The sequence below is a fragment of the Streptomyces caniferus genome (genome assembly GCF_009811555.1).
Taxonomy (GTDB): domain Bacteria; phylum Actinomycetota; class Actinomycetes; order Streptomycetales; family Streptomycetaceae; genus Streptomyces; species Streptomyces caniferus.
Genome location: NZ_BLIN01000005.1, coordinates 229,445 through 248,771, shown reverse-complemented (window position 1 = coordinate 248,771; position 19,327 = coordinate 229,445). Strand labels below are relative to the sequence as shown.

The window sequence follows — 19,327 nt, the reverse complement described above, 5'->3', positions numbered from 1 at the left end:
CCGAACGTACGGTGGGACGGCGTATGCACGACAGTGTCGTAAACGACGCTCCTGATAGCGTTTCCGACATGGATGTGGCAGTGCTGGCCTACGACGGCGTCTTCGACTCCGGGCTCGCGGCGATCCTCGACGTGCTCGACGGTGCCAACGCGATGCGCGAGGAACTGCCGGAGCCGCCGCCCGCCTGGCAGGTCACCACGATCGGGTTCCGCCGCCGGGTGCGCACGGGGGCGGGACACCTCGTGAGCACCGTTCCGGTGAGCGCGGCGGCGGAGGCGGATCTGCTGCTGGTGCCGGCACTCGCCGAGCGGCGCCCCGACTCCCTCGTCGAACATGTCTCGGGCACCGCGTCCGCCCCGATGCGACGGCTGCTGGCGACCACACGGGAGAACCACACCCCCGTTGCCTCGGCCTGTACCGGCACGTTTCTGCTGGCGGAGTCCGGCGTGCTGGACGGGCGGCGGGCGACCACGAGTTGGTGGCTGGCACCGGTCTTCCGCACCCGCTACCCCGCGGTGGAGGTCGACCAGACCCGCATGGTGATCACCTCGGACGGGGTCACCACGGCCGGTGCCGCCTTCGGTCATGTCGACCTGGCGCTCGCCGTCGTCCGGATGAGCAGCCCCGCGCTGGCGGATCTGGTGGCCCGCTATCTGGTGGTCGACGAGCGCCCCTCCCAGTCGGCGTACACCATCCCCAGCGCCCTCGCCCAGAGCGACCCCCTGGTATCGGCCTTCGAACGCTGGGTCCGCGCCCGTCTCGACCAGCCGATCAGCATCAGCGAGGCCGCCCACGCGCTGGGCGTCAGCGAGCGCACCCTGCAGCGCACGGTGCAACGGACCCTGGGCACCTCCCCGGTGCGCTTTGTGCAGGACGTCCGGGTGGAGCAGGCGTCACATCTGCTGCGGACCACCGAACTGTCCTTGGAGTCCATCGCCCGCAAGGTGGGCTACGAACATGCCAACACCCTCCGCGTCCTGCTGCGCCGGCTCACGGGCAGGACGGTGGGGACCTTCCGCGGCCCGGACGTGTGACCGTACGCTCCCTGCCGTCCTGCCCCCCGGCCGCCCCGCCGTCACCCTGACCGACCGGGCGGCCGTCCCCCCGGGCCAGTCGGCCGTTCCCCCGCGACCGACCGGCCTCCCGCCCCCCCGTGAGTGCCGACCGGACGGCCCCCCGTGACCGACCGGCCGTCTCCCCACGGTGACCGACCGGGCGGCCGTCCCACCCCCTCGCCGAGAATCGGCGTGGGAACGGACCGCCCGGTTCGGGCTTGCTGCCTGCGACTACCCGTCAGTTGCCGGAAGCGGCGGACGGTTTAGAGGGGTCGGGCCCACAGGTCCCACTGGAGACCTCCGCCGTCGCAGAAGGGGTCGGCCCACTTGCCGCTGCTGACCAGGTCGGTGCCCGCGGCCTGGCAGCCGCCGAGCGTCCAGAACTTCTTGCCGGTCCACACGGTTCCGGGCGGGCCGTCCATCGGCTTGGCCTGGGCGTGGAAGGCGGCCGGTGCGGCCTCGGCTCCGGTGGTGGCGTGGGCCTGGGCGGCGCCTCCGAGGCCGATGACCGTGAGTGCGGCGGCCGCGAGCGCAGTGGTGAGAATTCGCCTGTTACGCACGTGATGTCCTTTCCCCGTAGCGGCGGGCCCCTTGTGGGCCCGTCACTCTGCATACGGATAAGGCCGCTTCGCCGTATGACACGCACTTATGTGACCTGAGTCACATTGAAGTGTGGGGAGGGGGCTGCCGTCTTCGCTCTCGCGGGGCCGCACGTCTCACCGACCGTCTTGAGGGCATGAACTGGCGTGACTCAAAATCTATTTGACGAACCGTCGTATTCATCGACGAGCCCCGTGCGCCTGATCGCGAAGTGTGTCACGACGTCCGTTTTCGCCGCCTGGGGCGAAGTCGCGGTCACGGCGGTCCTGATGACGGGGCGTCCGGCTCGCTCGGCCGAAGAAGTGGAGGTGGCCGGGTGAACTATTCCGACCTGCCGGTTTACCTGTTCTTTTCAGGGTGTTGTCCGGAGGTGCTTGCCTTGAGAGCGCGGGCATGGATAGCGTAACCAGCACCTAAAGCTTTCTGGACAGCTTTAGTGAAAGCTAAACATCGTATTGGTCCCGGGTGGGGGAGAAGCATGCAGATCAAGGTTGCGGTGGCGTACCACAGTGGATACGGCCACACCGCAAAGCAGGCGGCGGCCGTCGCGGCCGGCGCGGAGAAGGTTCCCGACACTCAGGTGCGCCTGGTCTCCCTCGCCGAGCTGAACGACGAACTGTGGGAGGTGCTGCAGGAGTCCGACGCCCTGATCTTCGGCACGCCGACCTACATGGGCGGCAGCAGCGCCGTGTTCCGCGCGTTCGTCGAGGCCACCAGCCAGGTCTGGGGCGACAACATGCGCTGGAAGAACAAGATCGCGGGCGGGTTCACCAACAGCGGCAACATGGCGGGGGACAAGCTCAACGCGCTGATCGACATCGCGCTGTTCGCCGCCCAGCACGGCATGATCTGGGTCGGTCTCGCCGAGTACGGAGGCTGGAACACCTCCTCCGGGAGCCCCGAGGACATCAACCGGCTCGGCAGCTGGCTGGGCGCCATGTCCCAGTCGAACAACGACGAGGGGCCCGATGTCACCCCTTGCGCCAGCGACCTGCGGACCGCGGAGGCGCTGGGCCGACGGATCGCCGAGACCGCCCATGTGCACCGGGCCGGCCGCGCGGCCGTCGGGTTCGACGAGGTCTCCGCCTGACCTTCGTCAGCTTGTAGCGAGGCAGCTGCGACCGGGGAGGGGGACCCGATGAACAGCCGTCGATGTCACGTGGCGCCGGCCGCGGACGCGCGGTCCGAAGTGGCCCGCGGCGAAGTGCTCCGCCGTCACGCCCGTGGCGGGGCGGCTGACGCACCCGGCCCCGCGGCTCGCGCCGCACCAGCGGGGGCGTCGCGTCCGGCCCCGCTGCGGCCGTCGGTGTCGGCGGTGCGCGCAACTCCGTTCGTGGCAACGCCTGCTGCTGCGGGATCCTCGGGGTCGAGCCCCCCGGGCCCGCACCCGGCTCGCCTGCACCGACGGCGACTCCCCGGCGACCGGTCCGGCGAGTGGAATCTACTATGGCGTCAGCCGCTCGACTCCGGCCGGAGCGGCGGTCGTGGATCCCTCGGCGGATCCCGATGTCGTCTCAGGGGCCCCGCCGGGCACTCCCCGTCCGGGGCCGGCCGCATCCGGCGCATTCCGCGCGGCCGTGAGGGCCCGCCGCACTGCTCCGTCACACCTGACCACCCGGCTCGCCACCGAACCGTTCCTTCTTGACCGCCCCACCGGCCGAGGACGTGAGAACACCGTCGTCCGGCTCCGCACCGGCCTCCTCTCCACGAAGCCGGCGGGGGCGCGTGGCCCGGCGCCCCGTGAACCGCGAGGCCCGGGCGGCCGGTTCCGCCGACGCCGTCACGGGCCGGGGCGCGGACACCGGGCGTCGCGGCCGGAAGGCACACCGGTACGCGAACCGGAACACGAAACCGCACACGACCCGGTGGGCCCGCCCCTCGGGTGTCGCACCACGGCCGTCACGGCGTGGAGCACCTCCCTCGCCCTCGTGGCGCGGCCGGAGCCGCATCGCCCTCGTGCGTATCCGCTCCCCGGTCCCGGCCGGCTGAAGCTCGTCCCCGTTCGGCAGTCCCATCACCTTCACCGTGCCCCCGCGGGCACGGCATGCCCCGGCCGCGTGCCGCCCGCGCAGCCGTTGTCACCTGCCATCCCGAGGAGATCAGCCATGTTCAAGACCACCACCGACGCCGAGCTGGCGGGCAACCCGATCGACGAGGTGATCGGTTCCACCATCCGCTACGCGGCCCTCACCTCCGCCGCCAAGCTCGGCATCTTCGCCACCCTGGAGCAGGACGGCCCCAAGACCCTCGACGAGCTGGCCACGGCGATCGGGGCCGGCACCGACGGCACCCGCGCGGTGGCCGACGTCGCCGCGGTGCTGGGCTGGCTCACCCTGGAGGACGGGCGCTACCGCAACGGTCCGCTCGCCGAACGCTGGCTGGGCAAGAACGCCGAATACGACTTCACCCCCGCGCTGCTGTGGGCGTACGAACTCACCAATGTCATGTGGGAACTGCCGCAGGCCGTACGGGACGGCAAGCCGGCCCAGTCGCTGTGGGAGCGCTGGGCCGACAACCCCGAGGCCGGGCGGGACTTCTCCGCGTACATGCGGGTCAAGTCGCGGCTGACCGTGGAGGCCATCGTCGACGCCGTCCCGCTGCCCGAAGGAGCGCGGCGCCTCCTGGACCTGGGAGGTTCGCACGGACTGCACTCGATGGCCATGTGCCGGCGCCACCCCGAGCTGTCCGCGACCATCCTCGACCTGCCCGAGGCGCTCGCCGACACCGGCGCCGCGATCACCGAGGCGGGGCTGGCCGACCGGATCGGCCTGCAGCGCGGCAGCTTCCTCAGTGGCGACCTCGGCACCGGATACGACGTGGTCTTCCTCTTCGAGATCGTGCACAACCACACCGACGAGGAGAACCGGGACCTGATCGCGCGGGCCGCCGAGGCGCTGCGGCCCGGCGGCCGGATCGTGGTGCTGGAAGACGTCCGCGGCGAGCAGCTCGACGAGCACAACGCGGCGTTCTCGCTCGCGATGTACGCCTGCTCCGGCGACCGCACCTACAGCCTGCCGGAGATCTCCGGATGGCTCACCGGGGCGGGCCTGAAGACCGTCGAGCGCATCGCACTGCCCTCATCCGTATCTCTGGTCGTCGGCACCAAGTAAAGCCGGCGGCCGGGGAAGGGGGGAGCACCGTGCAGATCGATCTGGCACACCGGGCGACCAGCGCATGGCTGGACGCCGCGGACCTCGCTCGTGAGGTGTACGCCCAGGCATATGGCGCCGAAGTGGCGCCCCGGCCCGACTCGTTCATCGTCGCCCGGCCGGCCTGCGGCGGGGCGGCGGAGCCCTGCCCGCCACTGGCCTGCGCGGGGCTCACCTTCGGCCGGGACCAGGAGCTGTTCTCCGAGCGGTACCTCGACACCGGAATCGAGGACGCGGCACTGGCCCATCTCGGGGTCACGGTGGACCGCAGGCGGGTGGTGGAGGTGGGGGCACTGGCCACCCGCCGCGCCTCGGTCGGCCGCGAACTGATCAGAGCCACCCCGATCATCTCCTGGTGCCTGGGCATGGAGTACATCCTGTGCACCGTCACCCGGAGCCTGATCACGATGCTGGGCCGTACCGGCATCTGCTTCGTGCCGTTCGGGCCCGCCGACCCCGGCCGGCTGTCTCCCGACGAGGCGGCGCGCTGGGGCTCGTACTACGACCATGAGCCGCAGGTCGGCGTCATCGCGCTGAACGCCCTGGACCGGCTGTTCTCCGACACCACCGGGCGCTACTCCGTCACCGACCTCCAACTGAGCATCAGCGCCATGGAGGTGGCCGGCCATGCGGGCCATTAGGGAGAGCCTGGTCGGGTTCGGCGAGTCGGCGCGCCCGCTGATCGAGGTGCTGGGGGAGGACGGCGTCCCGGCACGGACCCTCAGCTACCAGGAGGTCACGCGCCGGGCCGCGGACCTCGCCGAACGGATCGGCCAGGGGGACGGCCGGCCGCTGCGCATCGGCGTGGTCTGCGGCAACACCCCCGAATTCGTCATCGCCGACCTGGCGCTGATCGCCGCATGCGCCATCGAGGTGCCGGTCCCGCTCGCCTTCTCCGCCGAACAGGCCGCCGGTCTGCTGGAGGAGACGGACCTGTGCCTGGCGGACGCGGCCGGGCAGGAGCGGCTGACGCAGTGGGGGAGGGACCGGGTCCTGCGCCCGGACTGCACGGTGCTGCCGCTGTCCGCGGACGAGCCCGTCCCGCCCGCGCCGTTGGTACTGCGGCCGGCCGACGCCGGGACGGACTGGGAGTGCAAGGTCATCCACACCTCCGGTACGACCTCGCGGCCCAAGGGCGTGCGGATCCGGGCGGCGGCGCTGAACGAACTGCTGGGATCGCTGCGGTCGGTGATGCCCCGCGGGGCCTTCACCCGCTATCTCTCGCTCGTCCCGTTCAGCCTGCTCATCGAGCAGGTCACCGGCCTCTACATGGTCCTGCTCGACGGCGGGACGCTCGTCCTGATGCCCCCGGGCAAGGCGCTGGTCGGCACCGCGGCGGCGGCCGCCGCCGACGCCCTGCCGTATGTGGCGGCGTCCCGCCCGACCGCGATGGTCGCCACACCCGCGCTCGTCGACGCCTTCGCCACCGCCGCCGACGAGGCCGCGGACCGCGGACGGGCGGTGGCGGCGGACCTGTTCGGGACGCCCGACGCGCCGCTCATCTGCTGCGGCGGTGCGCCCGTGCACCCCGAGCTGCTGCGTCGCCTGGAGGAGCACGGCCTTCCCGTCCACGAGGGGTACGGACTGTCCGAGAACAGCTCCGTGGTCAGCTGGAACACCCCGGCCGCCCGCCGCCTGGGCACCGTGGGCCGCCCGCTGCCGCACGTCCGCGTCAAGATCGCCGACGACGGTGAACTCCTGGTCAACAGCACCTCGCTGTTCGCCGGCTACACCCGTGACGACCCCTCCAGCCTCGTCCTCACCGACGACGGCTGGCTCCGCACCGGCGACCTGGCCCAGGTCGACGCGGAGGGGTTCCTCAGCATCACCGGGCGCAAGAAGAACGTCATCATCACCGCGGCGGGCCGCAACGTGGCCCCCGAGTGGGTCGAGGCGCAATACGCCCGGCTTCCGTTCGTCCGCGCCGTGGCGGTGGTCGGCGACGGGCTCACCGTCCTCCACGGGCTCTTCCTCGTCGACGGGTCCACCGACCTCGCGGCGGCCGAGGAGGCCCTCCGGGAGTTCGGCGAGGCGCACCTCTCCGAGGTCGAGCGGGTCGCCGTCCCGCACCTCGCCGTCGCCGACGAGCGCCTCTACCGCAGGTTCTTCACCGTCACCGGCAGGCCCATGCGGGCGGCCGTCCGCACCGCCCTGTCCGACGGAACGCTGTACGACCACCAAGGAGCTGACGCATGACCACGACCGCTGACGTCCGGCCCTACGGCACCGCCACCGGCCGGCTCGTGCAACCCGCCGGCGACAGCTCGCTCCGTGCGATGGACCCCGCCTGGGTCACCGGACTGCTCGCCGACGCCGGCTTCCTGCTCTTCCGCGGCTTCCGCACCGACCTGGAGGAGTTCACCTCGTTCGTGAAGGCGCACTCCAGCCGGATCACCCTCGACCCGGCCCGCTCCTTCCACGGCGGTGAGGTCGCGCAGAAGGTGGATGCGGGCACCGGCGCCGTCGGCCTCCACCTGGAGAACGGCAACAGCCCCTTCGGACCCGACCTCACCTGGTTCCTGTGCGAGAAGGCCGCGGCCAGCGGCTCGCAGACCACCGTCTGCGACGGCTACCGCGTCTGGGACGCGGCGAGCGACAGCGCCCGCGCGGTCTTCGGCGTCAAGGACATCATGTACAGCCGCCGGGTGGAGGAGCCCCAGTGGAAGGCCTTCGTCTGCCACCAGACCGAGGGCCGTAAGAAGCTCGACGACATCACCTTCGCCGATATGAAGGAGCTGGTGGGCGGGAATGTGTCGACCACCCTCCAGCTGAACGACGACGGCTCCCTCCACTACGCCTTCCGCACCGGCGCCGCCCACGCCACGCTCTTCGGCAGCCGCCTCTCCTGGGCCAACAGCATCTTCGGTCCCTCGTACAACTACGAGGCCCCGCACATCACCTTCGCCGACGGCACCGACATCCCCGAGGAGCTCCTCGCCGAATTCCGCCGGCTCACCACCGCACTCACCGAGGAACTGGACTGGCAGGACGGTGACCTGGCGTTGATCGACAACACCCGGGTGATGCACGGCCGGCGCGAGATCCTCGACACCGACCGGACCATCTACAACGCCCAGAGCTACCTCGACCCCGCGCTGCTGGCCGCCGTGCGGGACGGGAGGGCCCAGCGATGACCGCCACCCCCACCGGGCTCGACGACACGCGGGTGACCACCGTCCTGGACGAGATCGCCCGCACCGCCGAGCACAACGATCCGGACGTGATGAAGCGCGCCTACGCCACCGCGGCCGACTGGCCGCAGCCGCCCACCGCCGAGGAGGCCGCCGACCTGTGTGCCCAGGCCGCGCTGCCCGTGCACCCCGAGGTCGGCACCTTCCTGTACCAGCTCGTACGGAGTCTGCGGCCTGCCCTCGTGGTGGAATTCGGCACCTCCTTCGGCGCTTCGACGCTCTATGCGGCCGCGGCGCTGCGCGACAATGGCGGCGGCCGCATCATCGGCTCCGAGCTGCACCCCGGCAAGGCCGACCGTGCCCGCGGCCACCTGGAGCGCGCGGGGCTCGACGCCTACGCCGAGATCAGGACCGGCGAGGCCCGCGAGCAGCTCGCCACCCTTCCCGGCCCGGTCGACCTGGTGCTGCTGGACGGATGGAAGGAGCTCTATCTCCCGGTCCTCAAGGTGCTCGAACCCGCCCTGCGGGCCGGCTCCCTGGTCGTCTCCGACAACCTGCCGATGCTGCCGCCCGAGTTCACCGACCACGTCCGCACCGCCGGCAACGGCTACCTCTCCCAGCAGCTCCCGCTGGGCGACGGCATCGAATTCTCGCTCCGCCTGCAGGACACAGCCTGACGCCGCCGCCGGCCGCCTTCGCGCCGGCCGGTCCGCCATCCCGTACGCACGGAAAGGGCACCGAACACCCGTGAACCCCCGCACCCATCGCCGCACCCTGCTCCGGGCCGGCTTCGCCGCACTGCCCCTGGCGGCAGCGGCACCGGCCGCACACGCCGCCGAGCGGACCGGACGACTCACCGTCGCCGACGTCTCCCGCTGGACCGACGCCTATCTGGAGGCCTGGCGGACCAAGAACGACACCGCCGCGGTCCGGCTGTTCACCCCCGACGCCGTCTACGAGGCGGTGCCCGGCGTCCCCGCGCAGACCTTCCGCGGGCGCGACGCCATCGGCCGCTACTGGCGCGACATCACCGCAGGTCAGAGCGAGATGACCGGACGTCACGGCACCCCTGTCGTCACCGGGAACCGGGCGGCCGTCGAACTCTGGGTCACCCTGAAGGCCCCGGCGATCAACCCCGACGGCGACCACTGGGTCACCTTCCTGGAGAGCAACATCCTGCTCTTCGCCGCCGACGGCCGCTGCCGGCGCAACACCGAGTACTGGAACCTCCAGATGGGCCGCCTGGCACCGCCCCAGGGGTGGGGCACTGCATGACCCTCGCTCGTACGCTCGTCACCGGTGGCCGGGTCCTCACCATGGACCCGGCCCTCGGCGAACTGCCGTCCGCCGACATCCTGGTGGAGGACGGCCGGATCACCGCCGTACGCCCCGGCATCGACGCCTCGGGGGTGGACGAGCGCATCGACGCCCACGGGTGCCTCGTGCTCCCCGGCTTCGTCGACACCCACCGGCACATGTGGCAGGCGGCGCTGCGCGGCAGCGGCGCCGACCAGACCCTCGACCAGTATTTCGCGACCGTACTGCACACCCTGGCACCCCGGCTCATCGCCGACGATCTCCACCTGGGCAACCTGCTGAGTGCGCTGGGCGCGCTGGACGCGGGGGTGACCACCGTCCAGGACATCTCCAATGTCGACAAGCCGACCGAGGAGCACACCGACGCCCTGCTCGATGCGCTCACCGACTCCGGGCTGCGCACCGTCTTCGCCTACGGACACGGCACGGCACCGGACGCCCGCCGGGTCCGCACCCGCCGCCTGGACGCCGAGGACGGCCTGGTGACCATGGCGCTCAACGCCGAGGCCGGCAGCGACGAGACCATCCGTCGCGGCGGGGCCCTGGCGCGTGAACTGGAGCTGCCGACCGCCCTGCACATCCGGGGCGGCAGTACGGTCTCCCGGCTGCGCCGCCTCGGCGTCCTGCGGCCCGGGACGGTCTTCATCCACGGCACCGGGATGGACGCCGGCGAGCTGCGGCTGATCCATGACAGCGGTGGGGCGCTGTCGGTCGCGCCCGCCATCGAGATGACCATGGGCCATGGGCTGCCGCCGTTCGCCGAGGCGGTGTCCGCCGGACTGCGGCCCAGCCTCAGCGTGGACGTCGAAGTCGCCGCGCCCGACGATATGTTCACGCAGATGCGGGCGGCTTTCCAGATCGGGCGCTTCGCGGCGCTGCAAGGCCTCGCGGGCCCGGACGCACCCTTGCTCACGGTGCGGGAGGTCCTGGAGTTCGCCACCCTCGGCGGCGCCGAGGCGCTCGGGATGGCGGATCGCATCGGCTCGCTGACCCCGGGCAAGCAGGCCGACCTGATCGTGCTGCGGACCGACCGGCCCGGAGTGGCGCCGGTGTACGACGCTCCCGCGGCCGTCGTGTCGTCGATGGACCGCGCCGATGTCGACACCGTGATGGTCGCCGGGCGGATCGCCAAGCGACAGGGGAAGCTGCAGTACGCCGGGCTGCCGCGGCTGCTGACCCGGGCAGCGGACCTGCGCGACCGGCTGGCCCACTGACACCCTCGCGTCAGCGGCGGATCAGCACGCCCTCCTCGATGGCGGCGAGCGCGATCCGCAGCTGCTCACTGAGGGCCTTCGCGGTGGGTTCCGGGATGCGGTCGACGAGGCGGGCGTGCACGGCGGTGGTGGCGCGCACCGCCGCCTCGGCGGTCTCCACCCCGCTCGGCGTGAGCTGCACCCAGCTGCTGCGCGCATCGTCCTCGGCCGCCGCGCGGGTGACATAGCCGGCGGCCACCAGGCGCTTGATGACATTGCTGGTGCCGCCGGAGGACAGCAGGAGAGCGTGGGTGAGGTCGGTCGGCTTGAGGCGGTAGGGAGCGCCGATCCGTCGCAGGGTGGCGAGCACTCCGTACTCGGCCTGGGTGAGTCCCAGCTTCTCCAGTTCGACGCCGGCGGCGACATCGAAGGCCGAAACCAACAGGGCAGTCCTTTTGGCCAGTTCCAGCGGGAGACCGGCGATTTCGGGCAGCTCGTGGCCCCATGCCGAGATGATCTCGTCTACGTGGTCAGGCTCCACCGCGAACCGCCTTCCCTCTACCGAATAGCTCAGCTCAAAGATATCTCACCGTCCGGACAGGTCCGTTCTGACCTGGGGAGACTGTGTGATCGCCGGATGCAGAGGCCGTGAAAAGCTTTCCATCTACCTTTCAATATAGCTTTTCCCAATGCTTTCTCTCTATGCTTCTCGCATGGTCAAGCGTGAGTCGAAGCGTGCGGTGGCCCTGACGGCGGTCCTCGTTCTGGCACTGGCCGGCGCCACTGCCTGCGCCGGTCGCGCCGTGGACAGGGCCCCACAAGGGGGCGAGGTGGCGGAAAAGCGACGCTCCGCCGAGGAAGGAACCGTCGGAATGCGAGAGTTCAGCGCCGCGCCGGACCGGCTGCCGTCGTGCTACCGCGGCGTCACGGGCGCCACCGCGTACCGTCTGCCCGGCTCCTCGGGGCGCGGCCGAATGGTCACCGTGGGCGGCGGCCCCCGCGGGGTGGTCTTCGCGCCCATCTCCTGGGGCGACTCCTGCGAATGGGCGGCCGAGGCCAGACGGCTCGCGGCCGGCGGCTACCACGTCGTCACGTTCGACTGGGGCCCGGACCGCCGCCGTACCGTGTCCGATGCCACCCGACTGCTGCGCTCCCGTGGCAGCACGAGCGTGGCGTGGGTGGGCGGTTGTATGGGCGGCACGCTCATGCTCGGCATGCTGACCGACCGCACCGCCCGCCCCGTCGGCGTCGCCGGCATCAGCCCGCTGGCCTCACTGGGGGGCTACACCAGCGGAAGCGGCGCGTCCTACGACGGCGAACTGCTGCTCCTGGGGACGGCCGACGATCCGCTCGCGGACGAAGGGCGGCTGCGCGAGGTGGCCCGCAGCTTCCCCGAGGCCGAGGTCGCCGTCCTGCCCGGCACCCTCCACGCCGCCGAGATCTTCGCCGGTCCGCACGGGGACGCGGCCCGGCGAAGTCTGGACGGCTTCCTCGACCGCACCTTCGCCCCGGTGGCCGGCTGACCCCTCGGTGGCACGGGTGGTGGCGGTCCGGGGGCGAACCGGACGGCCGGAGCCCGGCGCCGCCCCGCCGGAGTGCGGCGGGGCGGCGCCGGGCGTCCGGGCCCGGTCAGGAGTGGGTGGCGAAGTCCTGGGTCCACCACGGGCCGTTGGCGCTGAGATTGACGCCCACGCCGGTCGACTTGTAGGAGCAGTTGAGGATGTTGTCGCGATGGCCCGGGCTCTTCATCCAGCCGTCCATCGCCGTGGCCGGGTCCTTGGGGCTCTTGAAGATGTTCTCGGCCCAACTGCCCCACGGGAAACCGGCTTTGGTCATCCGGGTGCCCGGGTCGACGCCCTCCGGGGTGTTGTGCTCGTAGTAGTTGCGGGCGGCCATGTCGTCCGAGTGGGCCTGGGCCGCGGCCTGCAGCCGGTGGTCGACGGTGAGCGGACCGCAACCGTGCTGGGCCCGCTGGGCGTTGACCAGCTCGACGACCTTCTGCGCGAACGCCGCGGCGGTGCCCGTCGCCGCCTGCGTACCGGCCGGGGCGCCGGCCCCCGTGCCGGACTTGGGACGGGCGGCGCGCGGCGCGGCGCTCTTGACCGTGTCCGCGCTGCCGCCGGTGCGGGAGGAGTGCGGCCGGGGCGCCGCGTGCCGCTTGGCGTGTCGTTTCGATGCCGACGGGGAGGTCGAGGGCTCAGGGCTCTTGGACGGGCGCGAGGCCTTCGGCGCCGGGGACGTGGGGGTGGTGGCGGCCGGTGCGGCCGGCGCGGCCCCGTCCGCCGCGAGTGCCTGGTCGGCTCCGGAGTCGGGGCGTATCAGCACCACACAGGACCCGCCCACGACGAGCACGGAGGCCACCGCCAGCAGGGTGGTCCTCCGCCGGGAGTGGCTGCCGCCGCGGTGCTGGCCGCCACTGCGTCCATGCCGGCCTCCCGAACGGCCGCCGGTGCCGGACGGGCCGGAACGTCCGTGCGCGCCGGATGCGTTCGCCCGGCGGCTGCTCGTCGTCGGGGCCTCGTCGTGGAACTCGGGCTGCGGCTGGTGGTCGTTGTTCATGGTTCCGTTTCCTGTGGGGGTCGGGGATGTGCCGGCCGCCGGCGCCGCACGGTGGTGCGTGGTCCGTGCGGCGGTCCGTGGCGGCCGACACATGGGAGATCCCGGGGGCGGGCCCCGATAACGGAAACCTCGAAAAAAGTTTTGTGGCGGCTCCTCGGGCGCCCGCCACGGGCCCATGTCACGACGTGGCGCAGGGCCGCCGGCGCCCGGGCTGCGCCGGGGGCGTCGCCCGGGGCACGGCCGCTCTCCGGATCCGCGTAGGTTTTTCTGTTATCGCCACGAGCCCGCGGGGTCACCTGAGTGCGGGGGCTACGAGTACGCACGAATGAACAGGGATGAATGGGCGTGAAGCAGGAAAACGGGACGGCGGCCGTCGAGGCCGCCAAGGCCGGGGACGAACATGCCCGGGAGGAGCTCCTCGCCTCCTACCTGCCGCTGATCTACAACGTCGTGGGACGCGCCCTCGACGGCCATGCGGACGTCGACGACGTGGTGCAGGAGACCATGCTGCGCGTCCTGGAGTCGCTGGCGGACCTGCGGGAGCCGGCGTCCTTCCGCTCCTGGCTGGTGGCGATCGCCATGAACCAGGTGCGCCGACGGTGGACCACCGACCGCAAGGCACCCGTCGTCGGCCTGGACCAGGCACCGGAAGGGGCCGACCGCTCCGCCGACTTCGTGGACCTGACCATCCTGAAACTGGGACTGTCCGGCCAGCGTCGCGAAGTGGCCGCGGCCACCCGGTGGCTGGACGAGGGGGACCGGGCGTTGCTGTCCCTGTGGTGGCTGGAGGCCGCCGGGGAGATCACCAGGCCGGAGCTGGTCGCCGCCGTCGGGATCGACTCACGTCATGCGGCGGTCCGGGTGCAGCGGATGAAGGAGCAGCTGGAGGCAGGACGCGTGGTGGTGCGTGCGCTCGCGGCGCATCCGCCATGCCCCGATCTGACCCAGTTGACCGCTACCTGGGACAACGAACCCTGCGCCCTCTGGCGCAAACGAATAGCCCGCCACGCGCGCCGGTGCGAGGCCTGCTCCGGACACTGGACGGACCTCCTGCCCGCCGAAGGACTGCTGGCGGGCCTCGCCCTGCTGCCGCTGCCTTCGCACCTCGCGCCGCCCACCTCCCTGGCCCCCACCGCCGCGACGGCGTCCACGAGCACGGCACCCGCGCACCATGCGTCCGGAGCAGTGCCTGCACACCAGGCATCCGGCGGGTCCGGCGCACACCCGCTGCCGGAGCGGCTGCCCCGGCCGCGCCGGGTGAAGAAGGGCACCGCCGTCACGGGTGCCGCCACCCTCGCCGTGGCCGTCACCGCGGCCCTGTGGTGGTCCACCGGTACGCCCCCGGCCGAACGGAAACACGAACGGAAGGCCGAGCCGAAGGCGGCACGTACCGTGGCCACGCCCCCGCCGACGCCACGCCCCACACCGACGCCGACCCCCTCGCGCACCGCCACCCCGTCCCCCACGCGGTCCGCCCCGCCGCCCCCCGCCCCGCCCAGCCTCGAAGAACAGGCCACCGCACTCATCAACCTCCGGCGGGCCCGGGCCGGCTGCGGGCCGCTGCGCATCGACCCGCGACTGCACAGCGCGGCGCGGAGCCACTCCGCCGACATGGCGGCACGCCAGTACTACGAGCACGACACCCCGGACGGTACCGGCCCCGACGAGCGGATCACCGCTGCCGGGTACCAATGGAGCAGCTGGGGCGAGAACCTCGACCGAGGCCCGCGCACCGCCGCCGCGGCGGTGAACGACTGGATGGGCGACGCCATGCACCGCGACAACCTGCTCGACTGCAAGTTCACGTCGGTCGGCATCGGGGTCGTCGAGGGAGCGGGCGGGCCCTGGTGGACCCAGGACCTCGCGGCCCCGCGCTGACCTGCGCGCGCCGGGCGGGGCGTTCACCGGCCCCGCCCGGCACCGGGGCGGCGGAGGAGCGCCGCCCCGGCGGGGCGATGAGGATACGCCCCGGGGCGTATCCGTCCTAGCGGGACACCCGCCAGCTCAGCGCACCGGACAACTGCTTGCGCAGCGCCGGGTCACGCACCGCCGCCGTACGGTCGGTGGCCCTGGCCGTGACCCTATGGGTGCGGCCGTCGGACGGGACGCCGAGAGCCCGCACCACGACGGTGGACCTGCCGCGCGCGGCCTTGCGCTCGCGGCCGTCGACGTACCACTTCACCTGCGCGGAGGCGGGCACGCGAACCTGGAGACGCGCCTTGCGCGGGACCGTGCGGTCGGTGGCCACCGGGCTGCTCAGCACGCTCGCGTAGCGGTAGAACCCGGCGATCATCGCCTCCCGGCCGGGGAGGTTGAACTCCCGGCCGAGCGACCGCATGATCGAGTTCTCGGTGGGGCGGTTGAGCCCGTACGGGTAATAGCCGCCGCCCTCGAACGCGCCCACCGCACCGCCGTCCGGCGACTCCTGGCCCATCCAGCGGTACCACTTCTGGCGCTGGGCGGTCATCTGGTCGGCGGAGAGGGTGGTGAGGTTGGCCTCGGCGGGCTCGGGGCCCGAGTAGGTGCCGGACTGGCCGTAGTCGTACTCGTCGGCGAGCTTGCCGAGCGAATGACCCGTCTCGTGCACCGCGATCTGGTCGGACCGGTCGTTGTCGGAGGAGGCGGTGGCGATGCCGTCGTAACCGACCTGCGAGGAGATGTCGTTGTACCCCGCACCGCCGTATTTGGTGGAGTTGGCGAGCACCACGACGAGGTCGGCGGCCGGGGCCTTGGAGGCGTACGACTCGACCTTGCCGGTGTCGACGCACAGCAGCCGCTCGGTGTCCTCGCAGAAGAACGCGGAGTCGAGGGCGGTGTCGCGGACCACGTCCCGCGTCGGGTCCCCGGAGACGCCGGACTCGTTGGAGACGGCGTCGACGGCCCAGACGTTGAACAGTCCGGTGTACGAGGCGTAGGGCTCGACGGCGGAGATCTTGGCCCACTTGGCGCGGACGTCCGCGTGGAAGTCCTCCTGCTGGGCGGCGGTGTAGCCGTCACCGACGAAGACCACGTCGAGCTTGGCGCCGACCGGGCCGTTCTGCACGATCGAGGTGACGTCGCCGTCGCCGGCGATCGCGACCCGGTCGGAGGGGGAGACCGGCTTCGAGGCCGGAACAGTGGTGCGCCGGGGGTGACCGGCCGCATCGGTGAAGTACTCGACCTGCTGGGTGCGTTGCCCGTGCGGGGCGGCGGACGGTGCCGGGGTGGCGCCCTGGGCGGTGGCCGCGGTGGAGGCTGCGGCCACCGCCGCCAGCGTCACGACGGCGAGGCCGGCCGACACCGCGGTACGTATGGAAAGGCGTCTGGGTGCGTCCTTGGAGGCGCGTCTGTGCATGGGGGGTTCCTCCCGAAGCCCGCCGCACGAGCGGCGGGTTGAGCCGAATTCAGGCGCGCTCAACGTAGAGGCTCCCGGGACTCCAGGCAACGGATGATGTCCAAGTTCCCTGATGGAAAGCTGAGTTGAGGGAGGGTGAGCGCCCCCGGGAATCCCTCCCGGTACGGATACGTGTAGGGGGCGTTGTGGGCGGCAGGTCGAGCGCCGGAGCGTGCACGCCTGGCGTGGTGCGGTTGCTGCGACTCAACGGCCACAGCCAGGTCCGCGTCCACACCGGCATCGGCCGCGACAACCGCACGGACCTCTACCAGGACCGCCGGAACTACGTCTGGGACAACAACGGGGACCAGGCGATCCTGCGCAGCGACCGCCACCGCGTCGTCGACACCGTGGCGTGGGGGCGCCGTCACTGACCTCGAACGGGCATGACCGGTGAGGGAGTCGCCCCTCCTTCACCGGCCGTGGCGTTCACCCGTCCGTGCGCCGCGGACAGCCGGTCTGTGGCGCACCATCATGGGGGAGCCCGCCGCGCGGGCGCCCGACTCAGATCTTGATGATCAGCTTTCCGCGTACATGCCCCGCCTCGCTCAGCTCCTGGGCCTTGGCGGCGTCGGAGAGCGCGAAGGTCTCGACGACCGGTACGGCGAGCCGCCCCTCGACGGCGAGGCGGGCGTGCGCGGCCAGACCCGCCCGGACCTGCTCCGGGGGCGTGCCGCCCGCGGAGAACACCACCCCATGATCCGCCGCCTGCATGTCGGCGATGGTGACGATGCGCTCGGTCGCTCCGCCGCACAGTGCGATCGAGACCGGCAGTGCGTCCCGGCCGGCCGCGTCGAAGGCCGCGTCGACGCCCTGCGGGGCGGCCGCCCGGACCCGGTCGGCAAGTCCCGCCCCGTACGCCACCGGGACCGCACCCAGCGCACGCAGGAATTCGTGGTTGGCCGGGGACGCCGTGCCCACCACCGTGGCGCCCGACGCCACCGCGAGCTGCACCGCGACCTGGCCGACGGCGCCCGCCGCACCGTGCAGCAGCAGGGTCTCGCCCGCCTTCAGGCCGAGCAGGTCGAGGACCCGCTGCGCCGTCTCGCCGGCCACCGGGAGGGCCGCCGCGGCCTCGAAGGACAGTGCGGCGGGCTTGCGCGCGATGTCGCCCGCGAGGGCGTACTCCGCGTAGGCACCGGTGCTGGTGAAGCCGAACACCTCGTCGCCGACGGCGAGAGGCTCGCCCGGGACGCGGCCGGGACCGTCCCCGTCGCCGACCGCGTCCACCACGCCGGCGAACTCCAGCCCCGGCACGGCGGGGAACGTCGTCGGGTAGTACTGCTCCACCCACCCGTAACGCCGTTTGAAGTCCAGTGGATTGACGCCGACCGCCACCACCTTCACGCGTATTTCCCCCGGACCGGGAACCGGCTTGTCGGTGTGCCCGAGGCTGAGCACGTCAGGCCCGCCGAATTCGTTGTAAACGATTGCTCGCATGGAGGTCTCCCCGTTCAATGCATGGGATGTGGGACTGATGGGATGTGTGGCCGGCAACGGACCGAACGACGGCCAGGGATCGACGGCTTCAGCTTCGTCCCCGGCAAGCAGCGCGGCGCCGGCCATCGGGCCAGTCCGGCCTGGCCGAAAGGCCAGCACCGGCCCCGGCGCGCCTGACTACGCTGCGACCCATGGAGTTGACCGGATCCGTGCCCGCCCTGACCGCCGCATACGAGGTGATCCGCCAGCCGCTGGGCGAGATCCTGCCCCGGCTCTCCGCCGTCCTGGCCGAGGTGGTGCCGCACCGGGCGGCCGCGGAACTCTCCACGCACTGCGCCCACTCCCCGTTCAAGACGTACGGCGACACGGACCTCACCGGCCGGCTGTCCACCGCCCACCTGGCACCGCTGCTCGCCTCGGGCACGCCGGGCCGCCCGTGGCAGGGCACCCTCGTTCTCGCCGGCGCCGAGCGGCCCGTCCTTGCCGTGACCAGCCACGCCACCCTCCGGGGCGCCGTACTGCTGCTGGTGCGGGACGGCGACGCCACCCCCGTCGACGCACCGGCGGCCGCCCTGGTGCAGGCGCTGTGGGACGTGGTCACCAGCCACTTCGACCGATTGGCGGCGGAGGCCGTGCCCGGTGCGCTGGCCCGCTCGCGGACCGCCGCCGGGACCCGGGCCCGGGTGATCGCCGAGCTGGGCGAGTCCTGTGCTGCCGCGCTCACCGGAGTGCTGGGCGTCCTGCGCAGTCGCACCCTCGATGATGCGGCGGCCCGCGCCACCGCCACGGACCTGGCGGCCTCGGCCCTGGTGGAGCTGCGCGCGGAGGCGGAACGGGACCAGGCGATCGCCGAGGAACCGGCCGCACAGGCCTTCGCCCGGCTCGCCGACTCGCTGCGGCCACTGGTGCGTTACGGCCCCGTACGACTGGAGCTGGGCGCACCCGACTCCGCGCGGACGGTGGCCGCCGACGTGGCACACACCGCGCGGGCCATCGTCCGGACGCTGCTGCTGAAAGTGCTGGAGCAGCCGGATGTGAGCCGTGTCCACATCGGCTGGCAGCTCACCGACGACGCACTGCGCGCGACGGTACGCGACGACGGGCCCGGCACTCTCACCCATGGGGAGGTGGCCCACGGCGGGGTCACCGAGCGGCTCGACGTGCTGAACGGGCGGCTGGACGTCGACGCCGTACCCGGGTGGGGGACCACGGTCTCGGCGTCGATCCCGCTGCGGGTCTCCCAGGACCTGGCCCCCGATCCGCTCACCGCACTGGGCGAGCGGGAACTGGAGGTGCTGGCCCGGCTGGCGCTCGGGCACCGCAACCGAGCGATCGCGCAGGAGCTGCACATCAGCGAGTCGACGGTGAAGTTCCATGTCGCCAAGATCCTCACCAAACTGGGCGTCGGGTCACGGGGCGAGGCGGCGGCGCTCTTCCACGCCGTGGCATAGCGGCCGCGGACCCGGCGGACCGGCCGCCCCGTTGCACCGGTCCAGCAGCGAACTGCCGT

Annotated in this window: 18 protein-coding genes; 13 read left to right on the top strand and 5 right to left on the bottom strand. The window is 72.3% G+C overall.

Going from position 1 to position 19,327, the window contains the following annotated elements; genetic code table 11:
• Positions 1-68: 68 nt before the first annotated feature.
• Complete coding sequence (locus Scani_RS17760; protein WP_159477053.1) at positions 69-1,034, top strand: GlxA family transcriptional regulator; 966 nt, start codon at positions 69-71, stop codon at positions 1,032-1,034.
• Between the two features lie 284 nt (positions 1,035-1,318).
• Here Scani_RS17760 and Scani_RS17755 read toward each other — a convergent pair whose 3' ends face one another.
• A complete protein-coding gene (locus Scani_RS17755; RefSeq protein WP_159477050.1) occupies positions 1,319-1,615 on the bottom strand; it encodes a hypothetical protein in 297 nt (98 codons plus the stop codon).
• A 518-nt stretch (positions 1,616-2,133) separates the two neighbouring features.
• Here Scani_RS17755 and Scani_RS17750 point away from each other — a divergent pair.
• The 8 genes from Scani_RS17750 to Scani_RS17720 all read left to right on the top strand — a co-directional run bounded on the left by Scani_RS17750 (position 2,134) and on the right by Scani_RS17720 (position 10,466).
• Positions 2,134-2,745 (top strand): flavodoxin family protein, encoded by a 612-nt coding sequence (locus Scani_RS17750; protein ID WP_159477047.1) that lies wholly within the window; start codon positions 2,134-2,136, stop codon positions 2,743-2,745.
• Between the two features lie 1,015 nt (positions 2,746-3,760).
• A complete protein-coding gene (locus Scani_RS17745) occupies positions 3,761-4,765 on the top strand; it encodes a methyltransferase (protein ID WP_159477044.1) in 1,005 nt (334 codons plus the stop codon).
• Positions 4,766-4,794: 29 nt separating this feature from the next.
• Positions 4,795-5,445 carry a thermostable hemolysin gene (locus Scani_RS17740; protein ID WP_159477041.1) on the top strand — a complete coding sequence of 217 codons (651 nt, stop codon included), beginning with the start codon at positions 4,795-4,797 and terminating at the stop codon, positions 5,443-5,445.
• The gene (locus Scani_RS39985) at positions 5,432-7,000 is read left to right on the top strand and encodes an AMP-binding protein (RefSeq protein ID WP_167538116.1); all 1,569 of its coding nucleotides are present in this window, start codon (positions 5,432-5,434) and stop codon (positions 6,998-7,000) included. The genes Scani_RS17740 and Scani_RS39985 overlap by 14 nt, the downstream gene beginning before the upstream one ends.
• The gene (locus Scani_RS39980; RefSeq protein WP_167538115.1) at positions 6,997-7,938 is read left to right on the top strand and encodes a TauD/TfdA family dioxygenase; all 942 of its coding nucleotides are present in this window, start codon (positions 6,997-6,999) and stop codon (positions 7,936-7,938) included. Before Scani_RS39985 ends, Scani_RS39980 begins: the two co-directional genes overlap by 4 nt.
• A complete protein-coding gene (locus Scani_RS17730) occupies positions 7,935-8,612 on the top strand; it encodes an O-methyltransferase (protein ID WP_159477038.1) in 678 nt (225 codons plus the stop codon). Before Scani_RS39980 ends, Scani_RS17730 begins: the two co-directional genes overlap by 4 nt.
• Positions 8,613-8,682: 70 nt before the next feature.
• Complete coding sequence (locus Scani_RS41780) at positions 8,683-9,210, top strand: nuclear transport factor 2 family protein (protein ID WP_159477035.1); 528 nt, start codon at positions 8,683-8,685, stop codon at positions 9,208-9,210.
• Positions 9,207-10,466: an amidohydrolase family protein gene (locus tag Scani_RS17720; RefSeq protein WP_159477032.1), complete on the top strand. Its 1,260-nt coding sequence runs from the start codon at positions 9,207-9,209 to the stop codon at positions 10,464-10,466. The genes Scani_RS41780 and Scani_RS17720 overlap by 4 nt, the downstream gene beginning before the upstream one ends.
• A 10-nt stretch (positions 10,467-10,476) precedes the next feature.
• Here the strand turns inward: Scani_RS17720 and Scani_RS17715 are convergent, their stop codons facing one another.
• Positions 10,477-10,986 carry a MarR family winged helix-turn-helix transcriptional regulator gene (locus tag Scani_RS17715; RefSeq protein WP_159477029.1) on the bottom strand — a complete coding sequence of 170 codons (510 nt, stop codon included), beginning with the start codon at positions 10,984-10,986 and terminating at the stop codon, positions 10,477-10,479.
• Between the two features lie 172 nt (positions 10,987-11,158).
• Between Scani_RS17715 and Scani_RS17710 the strand changes: the two genes are divergently transcribed.
• Entirely contained in the window at positions 11,159-11,968 is an 810-nt protein-coding gene (locus Scani_RS17710; RefSeq protein WP_159477026.1) for an alpha/beta hydrolase, read from the top strand.
• Positions 11,969-12,074: 106 nt separating this feature from the next.
• Here the strand turns inward: Scani_RS17710 and Scani_RS41010 are convergent, their stop codons facing one another.
• Positions 12,075-13,004 (bottom strand): CAP domain-containing protein, encoded by a 930-nt coding sequence (locus tag Scani_RS41010; protein WP_246295956.1) that lies wholly within the window; start codon positions 13,002-13,004, stop codon positions 12,075-12,077.
• A gap of 345 nt (positions 13,005-13,349) precedes the next feature.
• On the opposite strand from Scani_RS41010, the gene Scani_RS17700 reads away from it, so the two are divergent.
• Positions 13,350-14,882, top strand: a complete 1,533-nt coding sequence (locus tag Scani_RS17700) for a sigma-70 family RNA polymerase sigma factor (protein WP_159477023.1) — start codon at positions 13,350-13,352, stop codon at positions 14,880-14,882.
• A gap of 106 nt (positions 14,883-14,988) precedes the next feature.
• Here the strand turns inward: Scani_RS17700 and Scani_RS17695 are convergent, their stop codons facing one another.
• Positions 14,989-16,338 (bottom strand): M64 family metallopeptidase, encoded by a 1,350-nt coding sequence (locus Scani_RS17695; RefSeq protein WP_159477020.1) that lies wholly within the window; start codon positions 16,336-16,338, stop codon positions 14,989-14,991.
• A gap of 227 nt (positions 16,339-16,565) precedes the next feature.
• Between Scani_RS17695 and Scani_RS17690 the strand changes: the two genes are divergently transcribed.
• Positions 16,566-16,751 (top strand): lamin tail domain-containing protein, encoded by a 186-nt coding sequence (locus Scani_RS17690; RefSeq protein WP_246295954.1) that lies wholly within the window; start codon positions 16,566-16,568, stop codon positions 16,749-16,751.
• A 130-nt stretch (positions 16,752-16,881) separates the two neighbouring features.
• Here the strand turns inward: Scani_RS17690 and Scani_RS17685 are convergent, their stop codons facing one another.
• Entirely contained in the window at positions 16,882-17,817 is a 936-nt protein-coding gene (locus Scani_RS17685) for an NADP-dependent oxidoreductase (protein WP_159477015.1), read from the bottom strand.
• 191 nt (positions 17,818-18,008) lie between these two features.
• On the opposite strand from Scani_RS17685, the gene Scani_RS41775 reads away from it, so the two are divergent.
• On the top strand, positions 18,009-19,268 hold the full coding sequence (locus Scani_RS41775) for a LuxR C-terminal-related transcriptional regulator (RefSeq protein WP_159477012.1): 1,260 nt from the start codon (positions 18,009-18,011) through the stop codon (positions 19,266-19,268).
• Positions 19,269-19,327: the final 59 nt, after the last annotated feature.

What these genes read in the sequence shown, in the direction of transcription:
- Scani_RS17760 (WP_159477053.1), top strand. Translation starts at nt 69, where the DNA reads ATGGATGTGGCAGTGCTGGCCTACGACGGCGTCTTCGACTCCGGGCTC.
- Scani_RS17750 (WP_159477047.1), top strand. Translation starts at nt 2,134, where the DNA reads ATGCAGATCAAGGTTGCGGTGGCGTACCACAGTGGATACGGCCACACC.
- Scani_RS17745 (WP_159477044.1), top strand. Translation starts at nt 3,761, where the DNA reads ATGTTCAAGACCACCACCGACGCCGAGCTGGCGGGCAACCCGATCGAC.
- Scani_RS39985 (WP_167538116.1), top strand. Translation starts at nt 5,432, where the DNA reads ATGCGGGCCATTAGGGAGAGCCTGGTCGGGTTCGGCGAGTCGGCGCGC.
- Scani_RS39980 (WP_167538115.1), top strand. Translation starts at nt 6,997, where the DNA reads ATGACCACGACCGCTGACGTCCGGCCCTACGGCACCGCCACCGGCCGG.
- Scani_RS17730 (WP_159477038.1), top strand. Translation starts at nt 7,935, where the DNA reads ATGACCGCCACCCCCACCGGGCTCGACGACACGCGGGTGACCACCGTC.
- Scani_RS17720 (WP_159477032.1), top strand. Translation starts at nt 9,207, where the DNA reads ATGACCCTCGCTCGTACGCTCGTCACCGGTGGCCGGGTCCTCACCATG.
- Scani_RS17710 (WP_159477026.1), top strand. Translation starts at nt 11,159, where the DNA reads ATGGTCAAGCGTGAGTCGAAGCGTGCGGTGGCCCTGACGGCGGTCCTC.
- Scani_RS41010 (WP_246295956.1), bottom strand. Translation starts at nt 13,004, where the DNA reads ATGAACAACGACCACCAGCCGCAGCCCGAGTTCCACGACGAGGCCCCG.
- Scani_RS17695 (WP_159477020.1), bottom strand. Translation starts at nt 16,338, where the DNA reads ATGCACAGACGCGCCTCCAAGGACGCACCCAGACGCCTTTCCATACGT.
- Scani_RS17685 (WP_159477015.1), bottom strand. Translation starts at nt 17,817, where the DNA reads ATGCGAGCAATCGTTTACAACGAATTCGGCGGGCCTGACGTGCTCAGC.
- Scani_RS41775 (WP_159477012.1), top strand. Translation starts at nt 18,009, where the DNA reads ATGGAGTTGACCGGATCCGTGCCCGCCCTGACCGCCGCATACGAGGTG.